This window comes from Brucella tritici (genome assembly GCF_902825325.1).
GTDB lineage: Bacteria > Pseudomonadota > Alphaproteobacteria > Rhizobiales > Rhizobiaceae > Brucella.
The window spans coordinates 1-13,011 of sequence record NZ_CADEAR010000034.1 but is presented as its reverse complement, the minus strand read 5'-3'; the positions used below and the strand labels follow the sequence as shown (position 1 = coordinate 13,011).

Here is a 13,011-nt window from a genome sequence, read left to right as displayed (position 1 = left end):
CGATCGCGCTCGTCTTGATCGCTTCGTCGCTCAAGAGTTCGATGCGCAATCGGTCGCGGTCGTCGGGATCGATGTGATGCACAGCGCCGATGACTTCGCCGGCGGAGAGCAGAAATCGCTGTTCCAGTGCCGCGAGTGCAGACGCGTCATAGCGAAAATGCGGCCAATCAGGCTGTGTCCAGTTCCAGGGCATGAGCGATAACATCCGTTTCTATCGCTCTCAATATTATATACTTATGAGCAATAGAAGCCCCCCCCTAGTGCTCCCCACCCTAATTGCGGAGAAGCTGTTGTGCGTCCGCTTTGCGCTTTATCCCGGTCGTTCACCGCGGTATTACGGAATCCTGAAAGCGGCCGTTCGCTACGGCCCACGCAGAGGTCCGCCAAGCGGACGAAGCTGCCGTTTAGGCTCACGCAAAATTCTTGAAAGTTCAGCCGCCTCGCGGAGAAGCAATTGTTACGCTAAGATAAATTTCTACCGACTTGGCTATTGAGACGCAATCCACCACGTCGTCCCGGAGGCGTCCTGGACGCCTCCCCGTAGGTCATCATCGTCCCGCTTTCTCTGAGGTTCCTGAAGGATAGTTGCTCCCGCGGCAACAGCTCGGTCAAAAACTTCGTAGGCATCTGGAACATAAACATGGATATGCGGCGCGACTTGCTGGGCTGAGGTTGCTCCTCCGCCGATCATCAAAATGCTGTCGTCAATCCGGACTTCCGCATGCATCAATGATCCATCCGGTCGATTGAAGCGACGCTGAAGCTTTCCACCGAAGACTTTCTCCACGAAAGTAATCATTTCATCCCCGTCAGCGCAAATCACATAAGGGCTCATTGAAGGGTAATCTACAGGTTTCCAATTCACTGGTTGTGTCTCCCAAAGGCGGACATTGGTCCGCTCGTAGGCTAACCCGCCAGCACGTTTGCAGCAACTTTGGGCTCGCTGCTGCCGTTTGGCGCGCCCACACGAAGGACCGCTTTCGCGCAATTGTCGTCATCACGCTCCCAATTGCTTCTGACTGAAAGCAGACATTAACGAAGCAACCTCAATCCGTTTAGCATTGCCACGGCCAGCGCGGCAGAAAGAGCCAGAGTAGTGAGGCTCCAGTTCGCACCAAAATTCGCTATACCGAAAGCCATGGCGAATGGCGCAGTGGCCGAAATGATTAGTCTGGCTGACATGATCTTGCCTTGCATGGCACCGTAGCCGTCACTGCCGAATAGTGACAGCGGCAATGTTCCAGAGACAATACTGAAGAGACCGTTTCCGAAGCCAAAAAGACAGGCAAACATCATCGTCGCAATAATGGATGGAGCTCCGAATAGCAGAACAATGAGGGCTAGCCCCATCAAGGATGCAGAGATTACTGCCAGACTGATCGGAGCGAGATTTTTGCCACCGAGCATATTGATCAGGCGGCTGGCTACCTGAGAAGGTCCGAATATCGCGCCAATAAAAGCTGCAGAACCTGCAAGACCGAGCGCGCCCAACATCGGCACCATATGGACCAGAATGGCCGCTGCAACGAGAGCCTGCGTCGAGAATGCCACGAGAATAAGCACGAAACCTTTGCGCCGTTGATGGGCAGGCAGATCACCTGAACAGGCGGTTGTGACTGTTCCATTCGTTGATCGTTTTCGACCACTCTTTGCAATAGAACGCGCGAGCATAAGGTGTACCGGCACGCAGAGAAACAAATGGAGGCAAGCGAACATTAAATAGGTCTGTTGCCAGGTAAGCCAATGCTGAAGCGTTGTTGTGATGGGCCAGAAAATTGTCGAGGCAAAGCCTGCAATCAATGTCAGATAGGTGATACTACGCTGGGCAACATTTGGCGCTAATTGCACCAATAATGCAAAGGCTGCTCCATATTGGACGAGGTTTGCCGCGATTTCGATGATCGTCAGCGCACCTGCAAACGCCAAAGCATTTGGAGAAAGCGAACACAGTATGAGAGAGACGGCGGCCAGTATCGAGCCTATCGTCATCATGCGACCTGCGCCGTAACGATCAATCCATTTGCCTAACCAGGGAGCCAGAAAGCCCCCTGCTAATAGGGCAACTGACAGCGCTCCGAAAATCCATTCGTTGGAAACGGAAAAGTCCCGCGCCATGGACGGCGCGAGAATGCTGAAGGAATAGTATAAAGTGCCGTAACCGATATTCTGGGTCAGTCCGAGACCGGCGATGGCCGCAATGGGAAGCCGTTCAACGCTCATATTGATTTCAACGAAACACGCTTTTCGAGTTTGGCCGCTTCTTCCTTGCGCTCGCTATAACGGTCTGTGAGATGATCAGAGATGCCACGCGTCAAAAGTGTAAACTTCATCAGTTCTTCCATCACATCAACCACGCGATCATAGAACGACGAAGGTTTCATCCGTCCAGCGTCGTCGAATTCCTGCCACGCCTTTGCAACGGATGACTGGTTTGGAATGGTGATCATTCGCATCCAGCGCCCCAGAATGCGCATCTGATTGACGGCGTTGAAGCTCTGCGATCCGCCGGATACCTGCATCAATGCCAGAGTTCGGCCCTGCGTCGAACGAATTGCTCCACCCGGCAATGGAATCCAGTCGATCTGCGATTTCATGACGGCGCTCATGGCTCCATGACGTTCTGGACTGGTCCAGACTTGCCCTTCTGACCAAAGCATTGCCTCACGCAATTCCTGAACCTTCGGATGCTCTGCTGAACCGTCGTCTGGCAAGGGAAGACCATTGGCATGAAAGACACGCGTTTCAGCACCCATCGCATCGAGAAGGCGCTGCGCTTCCAGCGTCAGAAACCGACTATAGGAACGATCACGAAGTGAGCCATAGAGCAAAAGGATACGAGGCTTATGCTTTGGAAAGTCGGCGCGTAGTGCATCCAGGTCGGGCAATGCGAAGGAATTCTGATCGAGGTTCGACAGGTCCATGTCAGCGGGACTTTCTTTCATAGGTGATGACTTCTCCGTCCTCTTTGGTGAATGACGACACCGGATTCGCCAGTATGTCGAGAACCAGTTCTGACGGACGGCACAGTTTGGTGCCAAGCGGCGTTGCCACGATTGGACGATTGATCAGGATAGGATGCGCCATCATGAAGTCGACCAGTTCATCATCGGTCCAGTTTAGATCGGACAATCCCAATTCGGCATATGGTGTGCCTTTCTCGCGAAGGAGCTGGCGAGGTGTCGTCTGCATTGCAGTGAGCAGTTGGACCAGACGTTCTCGCGAAGGCGGATTTTGCACATATTCAATGACAACAGGCTCTTCGCCGCTGGCACGGATCAAGGCCAATGTGTTGCGAGACGTGCCACAGTTCGGATTGTGATAGATCGTAACTGACATCAGAGTTTTCCTGTTTCGGTGACTGACTTTTGATTGGCACCGCGTTCGTACCAGCCCTTGGAACGGTTCACGATCCATACAACGGAAAGCATGACAGGCACTTCAACAAGAACGCCAACCACTGTTGCAAGCGCCGCACCAGATGAGAAACCGAATAGGCTGATTGAGGCTGCTACTGCCAGTTCGAAGAAATTTGAAGCACCAATCAAAGCCGAGGGACCGGCGACGCAATGTTGCTCGCCTGAAATGCGATTCAACAGATAGGCGAGGCCAGAGTTGAAATAGACCTGGATGAGGATCGGGACGGCCAGCATCGCAATGATCATGGGCTGTGCGATGATCTGCTCTCCCTGAAAACCGAATAGCAGTACGAGTGTCGCCAAAAGCGCAATCAGAGACAGCGGCTGTAGTGTCTTCAGCATTGCATCGAAGGCTCGTTGTCCTCCGCTGGCGAGAATGCTTCTGCGTAGGATTTGAGCGATAATCACCGGAATGACGATATAGAGGACAACCGACAAAACGAGCGTATCCCACGGGACAGTAATTGCCGACAGTCCGAGCAGTAGCCCGACGATAGGGGCAAATGCCACAACCATGATCGCATCGTTCAGAGCGACCTGCGACAGCGTGAAATGCGGCTCGCCCTTGGTCAGGTTGGACCAGACGAACACCATTGCCGTGCAAGGGGCGGCTGCGAGAATAATCAGTCCAGCAATGTAGGAATCGATCTGGTCAGCAGGCAGATAAGGGCGAAACAACCAGCCGATAAATAGCCAACCGAGAAGCGCCATAGAGAATGGTTTGACGGCCCAATTGATAAAGAGCGTGACGCCAATGCCGCGCCAGTGCTCAGTGACCTGTCTCAAGGCGCTGAAATCGATCTTTAGCAACATGGGGATGATCATGAGCCAGATGAGAATAGCGACTGGAATGTTGACCCTGGCGACTTCAGCAGATCCGATTGCATGAAAAACTGTCGGAAAAAAATGGCCCAAGGCAACGCCTGCGACGATGCACAGAGCTACCCATACAGTCAGATAACGTTCGAATGTGGACATCAGTTATTCTCCACATTTGTCTGTGTGTTGCCTTCCATGGTGCCGATTGCTTTCAGATGATTTTGAAGCGCCATGCGGTCTATCGTGGCGTGAGGAAGGCTCAGGAATGCTGATATCCGGTTTTTCATAAAGCGGGCCGCCTGTGCAAAGGCGCACTGTTTTTCCGCGTCATTTCCTTCGACAGCGGCTGGGTCCTCAATGCCCCAGTGGGCTGTCATAGGATGGCCAATCCAGACAGGGCAGGCCTCTCCGGCAGCGTTGTCACAGACCGTGAAAATGAAATCCATCTGAGGGGCGTCGGTACCTGAAAACACGTCCCAGCTTTTTGAGCTCAGGTTCTCGGTGGAATAGCCAAGAGCGTCCAGTTCCTTGATCGCGAGAGGATGAACGTCGCCTTTTGGCTGACTACCAGCCGAATAGGCGTGAAAACGCCCTTTACCGTCCTTGTTCAGAATTGCTTCGCCCAAAATTGAGCGTGCGGAATTGCCCGTGCACAAGAAGAGCACGTTGTATACATGGTCAGTCATTTGATTAGTCCGTTAGACGAGGGCCAAAATCATCGAGAATAGTTCATTGCGTTGCCGCTTTTGGTTCGCAGCACGGTGTCAGGCTTTCAATTAAAGGCGCACAAAGTTTCGCATTGCCACCACAACAGTCGTTGATCATGAAAAGCGTCAGCTCTCGAAAACGGTCAAGATCAGCGCGATAGATGATCGAACGGCTTTGACGTTCGCCTTTCACTAGACCAGAACGAGACAGCGTCGCGAGATGAGCAGACATCGTATTCTGTGGCACATCCAGCATACGCGCCAATTCACCGGCGGGGATTCCCGCGGGTTCGTGCTTCACCAGCAGGCGGAATGTGTCGAGCCGGGTCAGTTGGGCCAGAGCGGCAAAAGCGGTTATTGCTTCTTCATTTTCCATATATCTAGAATAATGGATATAAATAGTCTGTCAATAGGCAAAGCTGTTTCGACACATTGTCGCCAGTTCGTAAATTGTCCGGCTGTCTAGCTCCCAAGTCGCCCGGAGGCGTATTGCGCAAGACCTGGGGAATTCACAATTGATAGTTGGTACAGCAGCATTCATACATTGGCAGCATTGTTGATATGGATAGCCGTGGACCGCTGTTGAGAACCGCAGATTATATGACCAAGGAAGCATTTTTAGCGAAGCAGCCAGTCTGAGTTTACAGCAATGGAATTGGAGCCTTATTTGCTTTCTCCTTACATAAAGCGCATGATGATTATAACGACAGTAATTGAAACGGGTGCTGTCATTTGGGCTTCAAATGCCTGACCCGCAACAAAGGAGGACGAAATGTCTTCCATCGCGTTGAATTCTAGAAAAATCACTATGATTTCGCGACTTCTAAGGGAGGCTCGCAAACCCGGCGACACACAAGATTTGCGCACTGATGCTGCACGTTATCTGACACGTCGATTTCAGGAGGGAACACGTGACGAAGGTCGGCTACAGATCGCCCTGACACAGTTTATCAAGAAACATCGAAGAATGGCAAAGGCCGCCGATCGTTGAGATGACGAAGGCGGCGCAATAAAAAGCGAAAAGTAATGGCCCTTTCATTTCCAAACCCCAGCAGAAGTTTCGATGATCTTGAGGTGGGCGTGCGATTTGTCGGCTACGATGGAATGACCTCCGTCCCATTTCTAATCGATAAGCCCGCCCTGGAGAAGAATGGCGCCATTGCAGCGACGGAATTATCGCTTCTTGCTGCCTTCGACGCCTCACGGAAACTGATCTACGATGCTGCTCGCGAGGTCTATTCACAGGCTCGGCAAACTTCCTATCGCATCACCGTGGAGGACATGAAGTAGCTTCTTATGCAATGATTGAGCCGATCTGCCGTCGCAATTCAGCCTCAGTTGCTTTGCTCAAATTTAAAGCGCATGGTGCATGTCTCGACAGCTTTTGAAACGGGCGCTGTCGGTTGCGAGTGCATACTCCAGCCCCAATACAAGGAGGACGAAATGTCTTCCAAAATTATCAAGCCCTACTTTGGACCTACCGACTTTCGAATGATGCGTGAAATACTGCGACGCGCCGGCTATCGGCTTTACGACACCGCAGAAAACCGTGCCGCTCACATATCCGCAGCAAGGCTACTCATTCAGGAATTTCAATCTGTACGCTCACCATCGCGAGCGATGTCGCAGCTTTCTCGGCAATATGCCCGTGAGAATGTGGAAGTATCTCCAGCGGTGATTTGAACCGTCACGGGATTGGTCCGGTATGAAAGAATTAGTTAATTCCTCAAAAACAGGAAGTTTTTCAAAATGCCCCGTGGTCAGAAAAGAAGTAACCGAGAAATAAGAAAGCCAAAGAAAGATAAGGTCAAGGAGAAAACTGCGTCAACAGACGTTGTTGCAGGTCGCTTTCCTACTCCTGCAAGTGACTTGATCAAAACAAAACGGCATTAGTTATAGCTGTGTCTCCCACTTTGCTTGGTGAGGAGACACAACCCGTATCGGGATGCAATCATGCCAACATCTAAATTTAGTTCAATAGGCAATTTGTATTGCGAAGGAAAGAACCTCGGTTCTGTTAGCTACAGTATTTCCATACTCACGGAAGGCGAGAAGACGTTTACAAAGGGCGTCTTGTGGGCAAGCATGGACATGCTCCGGCAGGCTTATTCAAGCGAGCTCGTTCAGTTATCGTCGGAAAAAGGCGACGGTTTGCTGAGCGTGGACGTACAAAACGTTGGCATTCATGGAAGTGCAGACTTCATTCTTGTGGGAAAGCATACGTTTTAGCGCCTCGCATGACTGCTTGGTGATTAATAGACGTAGGAGCCGAGCACCCAGACGACCAATCCGATATCGATGCATATTATGAGGAACGCGATCAGATACACGCTCACTTTACGATCCAACGATTTTTGGACTGACAGTTTCTCCTCGCCAGATTGATCACGTGTCATTGAGACGATACCAGCCCCGACATACCCTCACGAAATATGCCTCTCGGTCCCGAAGCGACGTTGCCGCATGAGAGCTCAAATAGCTTTTCAACCAAGGTATATGCGTCGAGGGCATGTGTTTGGCTAAACATCTCGCGCTGAACGGTTCGCGGACCCGGTTCTCTATCCGCACAATATTCCGGATCGCGGGATAGAGCTGGTCGCGGCGAACCCCGGTCCTTCGCACTCTCACCTCAACGTCTGATATTGGGGAACGCAAAGTATCAGCCATGGGCAAGCCTCAACCGGAGCCTCTTTCGAGGAGGCCATTGCAGGACTGAGGACTTTGCCGTGACTTGCGGGGCCGTATAGCCACCTTCATTCTCCCAGGCTTCCAGTTCTCTTTGATTGGATTGTGACAAGCGTTGGGCGCGAATTGCCAAAAGCATGTCCAGCATCTGGACGGGATCGTGGCGCCCGTCGCTGAATATCTCACAAAGGTGTTTGGCGGCTTCCAGGCGGGTCTCTGGCTTTTCGCACCCCTCCAACGAATAGCCTGAACGTTGCAGAAAAGCGCGAAGCAAAGGGAAGTCTTCAGGGCCAAAGTAGGGCAGGTGTGAAGCGGAAGACATCGCGTGTCCCCTTCATTTTTGGGGCCGGAGATTGTTCTCTCCCGACGACAGCGCCCGTTTCAATAGCTGTGGATAATAAACAGTGCGCCTTTTCGAGTTAAAGCGCAAGCAGTCATTTGATATTTATGTATTTAGAAATAATCAGCCCAAGAATCTGTTAGATATTCATGATCCGGAGAAAATCAACGCGTCGCCTTATACTCTTGCATCCTCTCGACTTCATGAATGAATTGTTCAGCATACTGAGCTGTATTAACATAGTCCTGTTCATTGGAGCCAATGATATGATGGCGCGTGAATACCGCCTTTAGTCGATCCAGAAATTTGGGTTCAGTTTCAGCCAGATGCCCGATGAGAACCTGAAGTATTTGCTCGTGTGCAAGAACCTTTCGTTCTAGAGCTGTGGTGTCATTAGCCATTGCGTTTACTCCTCGGTAAAGAATGGCGCGGCGACCGGGAACGTGAGAATCCACCGCAAGAACGCCGAAGAATGTTCGCAAGCTGCGTCCAATCCTTTGATGGTGAGTTCATCTGTTCATGAGCGTTTCTTAGGTCGCTTCTGCTGGCCGTCGTGTCCTTATCGTGACGTGGGCGTACAGAAGTTTCCAATCCAATGTTACGATTACGTTGTTTTTTCATGATAGCCTCCTCATTAGACTTCCCGCCATATTAAAGCGCCTTTGCGAGTTCGTTGCCGCACGCAGTTGCCAGCGCGGTGTTGGGTTGCTCTGTTCCCAGCGGTGTGGCCCAACCTGACTTCTCGATAAGGCTACGGCGAGAGTAAGCTGGGGCGGCCTTAAACTCAGCCAGGATGTTCACAACAGCCGGATCGTTTCTTGATTTTTCAAGACAGTAAGGTGTCAGGGCGAGCGTCACCCCGTCCGATATGTTGGATACAATCAGGCGCTCAGAAGTGCCGTGCGTGACCCAACCTCCGACGGAAAACCCAATAGCAATTGCCGCAATGGCACCAACCAATGCTCCGCCGAGGGCGGGCTTTAACCATTCAAACCTGTTCATGATGGTATCCGATCTTCAACGATCGAACGCACATAATTATGCGTTGGATTTTGAGTATAGCACCATCTGTATCAATTTTCGCGAGAATTCTTCTAGTTTGTTAATTTTAAGTTGTATGCCTACGGGTAGTTGTCATAGTCACCTAATTTTTGGAACAAACACATTTTCTGCAAGTAGGGTGTGCGGCGTCTGTAGCGGCTTGGCTCGCTTCGGCAGGCGAGGACTTTTCAGGTTGATTCATTTGCCATCATCCCCCATAATTTTCTGACGTTAATGTTGTGGGGTGTTCCTTTGGCACATGCAGAAGGGAGGCCACTATGTCGCTATTTAACGAAGCGAGCCGGATATATAATCCGCTTGAAGTCAATTTTATGCGGAGCTGTTCTAGCAATGCAGCGATAATGCTCGAAGAAAGCGATCGCACCTATTCTCCATCAGAATTAGCATCCGGCATCATCATGTTATACGAGAGCGGGTTGAGAGACCAATCGTACATCTGTGAGCTAGCCGCGCGTCTGGCGCACCAGAAGTATCAAAAGCGCCACTCGAAAGGTGTTTACCCGGTAGCTAACTGCACCCCTCACTTAACGCCGGGTCATGGCGCAGCGCTGCCTAGCTCGTCCCTAAAGGAGGGCATTTTTCATTAACCGCAGGGTTGCAGGAAGCTCAGCCGATAAAGCGCACGGGAAGGACATGCACCTCATTTGCCAAGCGTGGCCCGGGATGTTTCTGGACATCCCGGGCCTTATGCAAAATACCTATTTCGATTTGGCAATTATCGGAACATAGCCGCTGCACGTTTGTTCTACCGAAAAAGATGAAGGCGTTGGGTGCATGCCAGAACGACCAAACATATACCATACCGCTAGTCGTTTTACGGCGGGCGTGAGACATCGTGATCTCCCCTCACAAGCAATAGCAGACGCGTTGAAAGACGGATTGATGACGACATCCTCCAACATTAACGAAGATACCTTTTTGGAACTTTTAGTGCGCCTGGAAGGTGCAGAGAAAAAACACGGCGATTGAAAAGCTACTTGATTTTCACGTTTTCCTGAATAAAATTCTGCCTGCCGATGACATATGACTTCTAGCCCCGCGCGGTTCTCGCTGCGGGGTTCTTTTTTTATGCAGAGCTAAATTTCCGAAGATGAAATCATTCGGAATGTTTCAGATCAAGTATCTTGCCCCTAAGTGACCTTAATTGTACGCTTGCTATCAAACCACAAACAGTCCACCCTAAATTGTCAGTGAATTGATTGAATACGGGCTCTGCTGACATGGGTTCAATTGCCCTTGCCCGCAATTTGAAAGGAGGACGCCATGTCTTCCAATATCTATAATGGCGATTTTCACTCAAACCATCGCATTCTGAAGCAGATGATTATTAAGGCCGGCTATCTCACGTCCAGGATGAAGCCCCTACCAGGACCTAATTACAATGAGTCAGCGATAATCCTGAAGAATTTTATGGCTGGAGTAATGGGCGACATTCAAACGGACCCAGGTCCACAGACGGAAATGTCTTCCGCCTATGGGACGGCTTAACAATTATCGTTTGAGAGCGCCCAAACCGGGCCTCTCAAATAATAAATTTGAAATCATTATTTCACTGTAAAAACAACGAAAATATTAAGCGATTTAAGTATTATTCATCAATTTAATGAACCGCAAGATATTAATAGTTTGACAAATTTTATTTAAACAAATAAAATAAAACCATCGAGATTTTCTTGCTGAGCTTTGATCCCTGCGCGATTAGAACCGTGCGCTGAACGAAAACTCCCTTTAAAAAATCGTTTCATCTCTGCGTTTTTCAAACGCAGCTATCAATATTGCTATGAAAGGGGTTCACATGAACACCGGCACAGTTAAATGGTTTAATGCAGCAAAAGGCTTTGGCTTTATTCAGCCTGACAATGGCGGCTTGGATGCATTTGTTCATATTTCTGCAGTTGAGCGCGCAGGCTTGCATACGCTCAATGAGGGCCAGAAACTGACTTATGACCTGGAACAGGATCGTAAGTCTGGGAAAATGACTGTTTGTAATTTGCAGGCAGCGTAAATGAGGCTTCTTCTTTCTTGTGACCACGGATGTACTGGCACGAATGAAAGAACTAGCTTTGGGCCAAGCAATGCTTGGCCTTTTTTATTCGCCTCATAAGGAACTTCTAACTTGACGCAAAATTCCCTGATTTATTTTACGAAAGATACCCGTTTCATGCGAATTCCATCAGGTAGAGAGTCAATCGCCTCACGCACAGACAAAGCTGTACGTTCTATCTTGGACGCTGAGGTAAGTGAGCGGGATGCCAAAACTCTCCGCTTGCGAAAACAACGTCTTGAGGGAAAGAGCATTATGCCGTCGACCTCAAAAAGGGTGGGCGTAACAGCCGGTAGCGTTAAGCTCACAAGTTCATTGATGACCAAGGACAAGGGAATGACACCTAAATGACCAAAGCGCGGCTCATTGTTGTCGCGGCATTTGATCGTAATGGCGCCGGTGAATTAGTTTCTGCATTCGACCCAATGGCTTTTGAAACCGAGGGTCGTGCTTTACGCGCAGCGGCGGAATTGCAAGGAAAGCACATTGGAGTTGTAGCCTGGAGCCGCGAAGCAGATCCTGATATTGGAGAATATGGCCCTCCCGCAATTTTGTTTCAGTATGGCGATATCCCAGATATGGATTAGCGCTCTTTAATTCAAGAATGGCCATACATTCGGTTTGCCAGAAATCGATAGCAAGTCTTGGAGATGTCGGCGAGCGCGAAGGCCATGCTTTTGTGCTTAATTGGGCTTTGTAGTGTTTCCATCGAAGGAAGCGTCCAGTCACACGCAAATGGAATCTGGATGAGACCTATGTGAAGGTCAAAGGTGAGTGGCTTTATCCGTACCGAGCCATCGACAGCAACGGCGATACAGTCGGGTTTATGTTCAGCAGAAATCGCGACCTGAAAGCTGGCAAACGCTTTATCCGCAAGGGGCTGGCCCAACATGGCAGGCCAGAGAAGATCACAATTGACGGCAGCCAGACCAATCGGATGGCCATCATGCAATGTGATGCAGAGAACCGGTTGCGACATGGTGGCAAGCTCATCACCATCTGCTCGAGCAAATACATGAACACCATCGAGCAGGATCATCGCCGTGTCAAACGACGGATACGATCCATGCTCGGCTTCAAGGCTGAAGCCGCTGCCAGCATCACGCTCGCCGGTGTCATGCTCGTTCATATGATGCGAAAGCTGCAAGGCAATTTCGGATCAACCGCACCGCTTTCACTCAAACAACAATTCACAGCGCTTGCAGCATAGTTGCGTCCAACGGTTCGCCACGCTTTGCCTCACCGAAATTTTTGCAACTGATCCACCAGGAAGATAGAGAAGATCATGGGGCGGTTCAAATCGCCCCGCCAAGCACAGCGCTTCCTGTCAGCCCACGATCAGATAAATACCGTCTTTCGTCCCCGCAGGTACCACCTCCCATCCCACTCCTGGCGACACGCCAGGGCAGATGCCTTCTGCCTTTGGTCCGACTACGCCGCAGAAATGACGGCTTGAAAAGGCAACCGCCGCGCGCCCGTGCAACCAATCACAAACAGCTTGGCAACACCGTTTCCAGTATCTTGTCGTCAATGAGGTGCTCGCCAGTTCAGTGCGTATCGGGTGAATCGAAGCTGACCGCTGCGTATCAACGCGCCCTTGTCGACCAGATCCTGCAAATCGCGGGTGGCGGTAGCGCGTGAGGTCTTTGTTATGGCCAGATAGTTCTCGGCACTGAGGCCACCGATAAAGCCATCCGGTCCCGCTTCGAACAGACGCGCAATGACTTTCTCCTGACGGGGATTGAACGCTCCCCTGTGCCGGTTGTAGAAATGTGCCTTGGCGATGTAAAAGGCGACGCGATCCAGCGTAGTTTGTTGAGCAGTCAGCACGGTTTGGGAAAACCATACCAACCATTCGGTGACGTCGAGGGTCCGCTGATGGGTTTCCAACTGATCGTAATAAGCCTTCCGTTGCTGTTCGATGGTGAAACTGAGCAT

17 protein-coding genes and 3 pseudogenes are annotated in these 13,011 nt (G+C 50.6%); 8 read left to right on the top strand and 12 right to left on the bottom strand.

Annotation, left to right across the window (positions count from 1 at the left end; genetic code table 11):
• The 8 genes from HWX93_RS21695 to HWX93_RS21660 form a co-directional block, all read right to left on the bottom strand.
• On the bottom strand, positions 1-193 hold a 193-nt coding region (locus HWX93_RS21695), incomplete at its 3' end, for a DUF4172 domain-containing protein (RefSeq protein WP_176038682.1).
• Positions 194-487: 294 nt separating this feature from the next.
• Positions 488-865: a VOC family protein gene (locus HWX93_RS21690; protein ID WP_210251093.1), complete on the bottom strand. Its 378-nt coding sequence runs from the start codon at positions 863-865 to the stop codon at positions 488-490.
• A 167-nt stretch (positions 866-1,032) separates the two neighbouring features.
• On the bottom strand, positions 1,033-2,220 hold the full coding sequence (gene arsK, locus HWX93_RS21685; RefSeq protein ID WP_151607219.1) for an arsenite efflux MFS transporter ArsK: 1,188 nt from the start codon (positions 2,218-2,220) through the stop codon (positions 1,033-1,035).
• Positions 2,217-2,942: an arsenical resistance protein ArsH gene (arsH, locus tag HWX93_RS21680; protein ID WP_176038681.1), complete on the bottom strand. Its 726-nt coding sequence runs from the start codon at positions 2,940-2,942 to the stop codon at positions 2,217-2,219. Before arsH ends, arsK begins: the two co-directional genes overlap by 4 nt.
• Positions 2,923-3,336: an arsenate reductase (glutaredoxin) gene (gene arsC, locus HWX93_RS21675; protein WP_151607215.1), complete on the bottom strand. Its 414-nt coding sequence runs from the start codon at positions 3,334-3,336 to the stop codon at positions 2,923-2,925. Before arsC ends, arsH begins: the two co-directional genes overlap by 20 nt.
• Positions 3,336-4,394, bottom strand: a complete 1,059-nt coding sequence (arsB, locus tag HWX93_RS21670; protein WP_176038680.1) for an ACR3 family arsenite efflux transporter — start codon at positions 4,392-4,394, stop codon at positions 3,336-3,338. The genes arsC and arsB overlap by 1 nt, the downstream gene beginning before the upstream one ends.
• Positions 4,394-4,921 carry an arsenate reductase ArsC gene (locus HWX93_RS21665; protein ID WP_151614792.1) on the bottom strand — a complete coding sequence of 176 codons (528 nt, stop codon included), beginning with the start codon at positions 4,919-4,921 and terminating at the stop codon, positions 4,394-4,396. The genes arsB and HWX93_RS21665 overlap by 1 nt, the downstream gene beginning before the upstream one ends.
• Positions 4,922-4,964: 43 nt before the next feature.
• Positions 4,965-5,318 carry an ArsR/SmtB family transcription factor gene (locus HWX93_RS21660; RefSeq protein ID WP_151607209.1) on the bottom strand — a complete coding sequence of 118 codons (354 nt, stop codon included), beginning with the start codon at positions 5,316-5,318 and terminating at the stop codon, positions 4,965-4,967.
• Between the two features lie 396 nt (positions 5,319-5,714).
• Here HWX93_RS21660 and HWX93_RS21655 point away from each other — a divergent pair, with 396 nt between their 5' ends.
• The 3 genes from HWX93_RS21655 (at position 5,715) to HWX93_RS21645 (ending at position 6,625) form a co-directional block, all read left to right on the top strand.
• A complete protein-coding gene (locus HWX93_RS21655; protein WP_151607207.1) occupies positions 5,715-5,933 on the top strand; it encodes a hypothetical protein in 219 nt (72 codons plus the stop codon).
• Between the two features lie 35 nt (positions 5,934-5,968).
• Positions 5,969-6,232 (top strand): DUF1488 domain-containing protein, encoded by a 264-nt coding sequence (locus HWX93_RS21650; protein WP_151607205.1) that lies wholly within the window; start codon positions 5,969-5,971, stop codon positions 6,230-6,232.
• A gap of 153 nt (positions 6,233-6,385) precedes the next feature.
• A complete protein-coding gene (locus HWX93_RS21645; RefSeq protein WP_151607203.1) occupies positions 6,386-6,625 on the top strand; it encodes a hypothetical protein in 240 nt (79 codons plus the stop codon).
• 976 nt (positions 6,626-7,601) lie between these two features.
• Here HWX93_RS21645 and HWX93_RS21640 read toward each other — a convergent pair.
• The 3 genes from HWX93_RS21640 to HWX93_RS21630 all read right to left on the bottom strand — a co-directional run bounded on the left by HWX93_RS21640 (position 7,602) and on the right by HWX93_RS21630 (position 8,969).
• The gene (locus HWX93_RS21640) at positions 7,602-7,949 is read right to left on the bottom strand and encodes a hypothetical protein (protein ID WP_036589312.1); all 348 of its coding nucleotides are present in this window, start codon (positions 7,947-7,949) and stop codon (positions 7,602-7,604) included.
• 182 nt (positions 7,950-8,131) lie between these two features.
• A complete protein-coding gene (locus tag HWX93_RS21635) occupies positions 8,132-8,368 on the bottom strand; it encodes a hypothetical protein (RefSeq protein ID WP_051517915.1) in 237 nt (78 codons plus the stop codon).
• Between the two features lie 250 nt (positions 8,369-8,618).
• Positions 8,619-8,969 carry a hypothetical protein gene (locus HWX93_RS21630; protein ID WP_176038679.1) on the bottom strand — a complete coding sequence of 117 codons (351 nt, stop codon included), beginning with the start codon at positions 8,967-8,969 and terminating at the stop codon, positions 8,619-8,621.
• 1,323 nt (positions 8,970-10,292) lie between these two features.
• On the opposite strand from HWX93_RS21630, the gene HWX93_RS21625 reads away from it, so the two are divergent.
• The 5 genes and pseudogenes from HWX93_RS21625 to HWX93_RS21605 form a co-directional block, all read left to right on the top strand.
• On the top strand, positions 10,293-10,517 hold the full coding sequence (locus HWX93_RS21625; RefSeq protein ID WP_036589317.1) for a hypothetical protein: 225 nt from the start codon (positions 10,293-10,295) through the stop codon (positions 10,515-10,517).
• A 307-nt stretch (positions 10,518-10,824) separates the two neighbouring features.
• Positions 10,825-11,034: a cold-shock protein gene (locus tag HWX93_RS21620; protein ID WP_029928430.1), complete on the top strand. Its 210-nt coding sequence runs from the start codon at positions 10,825-10,827 to the stop codon at positions 11,032-11,034.
• A gap of 386 nt (positions 11,035-11,420) precedes the next feature.
• Positions 11,421-11,660, top strand: coding sequence for a hypothetical protein (locus HWX93_RS21615; protein ID WP_036589319.1), 240 nt, complete (start codon positions 11,421-11,423; stop codon positions 11,658-11,660).
• Positions 11,661-11,773: 113 nt separating this feature from the next.
• Positions 11,774-12,283, top strand: a pseudogene (locus HWX93_RS21610) (IS6 family transposase); the annotation flags it as partial.
• 54 nt (positions 12,284-12,337) lie between these two features.
• Positions 12,338-12,529: pseudogene (locus HWX93_RS21605) on the top strand (IS6 family transposase); the annotation flags it as partial.
• A 71-nt stretch (positions 12,530-12,600) separates the two neighbouring features.
• Here HWX93_RS21605 and HWX93_RS21600 read toward each other — a convergent pair.
• Positions 12,601-13,011, bottom strand: a pseudogene (locus HWX93_RS21600) (Fic family protein); the annotation flags it as partial.

What these genes read in the sequence shown, in the direction of transcription:
- HWX93_RS21645 (WP_151607203.1), top strand. Translation starts at nt 6,386, where the DNA reads ATGTCTTCCAAAATTATCAAGCCCTACTTTGGACCTACCGACTTTCGA.
- HWX93_RS21630 (WP_176038679.1), bottom strand. Translation starts at nt 8,969, where the DNA reads ATGAACAGGTTTGAATGGTTAAAGCCCGCCCTCGGCGGAGCATTGGTT.
- HWX93_RS21615 (WP_036589319.1), top strand. Translation starts at nt 11,421, where the DNA reads ATGACCAAAGCGCGGCTCATTGTTGTCGCGGCATTTGATCGTAATGGC.
- HWX93_RS21625 (WP_036589317.1), top strand. Translation starts at nt 10,293, where the DNA reads ATGTCTTCCAATATCTATAATGGCGATTTTCACTCAAACCATCGCATT.
- HWX93_RS21665 (WP_151614792.1), bottom strand. Translation starts at nt 4,921, where the DNA reads ATGACTGACCATGTATACAACGTGCTCTTCTTGTGCACGGGCAATTCC.
- arsK (WP_151607219.1), bottom strand. Translation starts at nt 2,220, where the DNA reads ATGAGCGTTGAACGGCTTCCCATTGCGGCCATCGCCGGTCTCGGACTG.
- HWX93_RS21655 (WP_151607207.1), top strand. Translation starts at nt 5,715, where the DNA reads ATGTCTTCCATCGCGTTGAATTCTAGAAAAATCACTATGATTTCGCGA.
- arsB (WP_176038680.1), bottom strand. Translation starts at nt 4,394, where the DNA reads ATGTCCACATTCGAACGTTATCTGACTGTATGGGTAGCTCTGTGCATC.
- HWX93_RS21640 (WP_036589312.1), bottom strand. Translation starts at nt 7,949, where the DNA reads ATGTCTTCCGCTTCACACCTGCCCTACTTTGGCCCTGAAGACTTCCCT.
- HWX93_RS21635 (WP_051517915.1), bottom strand. Translation starts at nt 8,368, where the DNA reads ATGGCTAATGACACCACAGCTCTAGAACGAAAGGTTCTTGCACACGAG.
- arsH (WP_176038681.1), bottom strand. Translation starts at nt 2,942, where the DNA reads ATGAAAGAAAGTCCCGCTGACATGGACCTGTCGAACCTCGATCAGAAT.
- HWX93_RS21660 (WP_151607209.1), bottom strand. Translation starts at nt 5,318, where the DNA reads ATGGAAAATGAAGAAGCAATAACCGCTTTTGCCGCTCTGGCCCAACTG.
- arsC (WP_151607215.1), bottom strand. Translation starts at nt 3,336, where the DNA reads ATGTCAGTTACGATCTATCACAATCCGAACTGTGGCACGTCTCGCAAC.
- HWX93_RS21650 (WP_151607205.1), top strand. Translation starts at nt 5,969, where the DNA reads ATGGCCCTTTCATTTCCAAACCCCAGCAGAAGTTTCGATGATCTTGAG.
- HWX93_RS21620 (WP_029928430.1), top strand. Translation starts at nt 10,825, where the DNA reads ATGAACACCGGCACAGTTAAATGGTTTAATGCAGCAAAAGGCTTTGGC.